Genomic DNA, 481 nt, shown 5'->3' with positions numbered 1-481 from the left:
AGATCCAGATCGCTACAACCGGTTCTTCAATGAGATTCTGTGTGAATCACTCCACGAGAAGATTCACTGTACCGCCTCGGTTGAGGCTACTGGAGGTGAAGTCTAAACGGTTCTGAGACGCGACCAAGATCTTAGTGATGACGAGACCGCCTGCTCCGAAGCACTCGTCCAGCGCGGATATAAACCCCGTATTAGTGTTCGACGTGGTGGGCGTCCTCTTCGAGCTCTGTCAGAACCTCCTTGAGGATGTGCTCGGTCGTCGGATCACCAAGGTTGTCCGCCAGTTGGATGTGCTCCCGCATCTCCTGGATCATATCGCCGTAGGCATCCATGTCGTTGGCCAGCGAGGTGCGGATGTCGTAGACGTCCTCGCCTTCGAACTCAATAGTGGCGCGTTCCTCCTGGTTGGCTGGGCCTGCAACCGGAACGCCGCCGATCGCCTGTGCGCGTTCAGCGATCCGGTCGGCACCTTCTTCAAGAT

At 56.8% G+C, this 481-nt stretch carries 1 protein-coding gene; it reads right to left on the bottom strand.

Annotated elements, in window-relative coordinates:
• Window positions 1-191: 191 nt before the first annotated feature.
• Window positions 192-481, bottom strand: a 290-nt coding sequence (locus O2S87_RS18785; protein ID WP_475410232.1) for a ferritin-like domain-containing protein, incomplete at its 5' end; no start/stop codon positions are given.

The sequence above is a fragment of the Halohasta sp. A2 genome (assembly GCF_056175805.1).
This window is presented reverse-complemented; position numbering and strand designations above follow the sequence as displayed.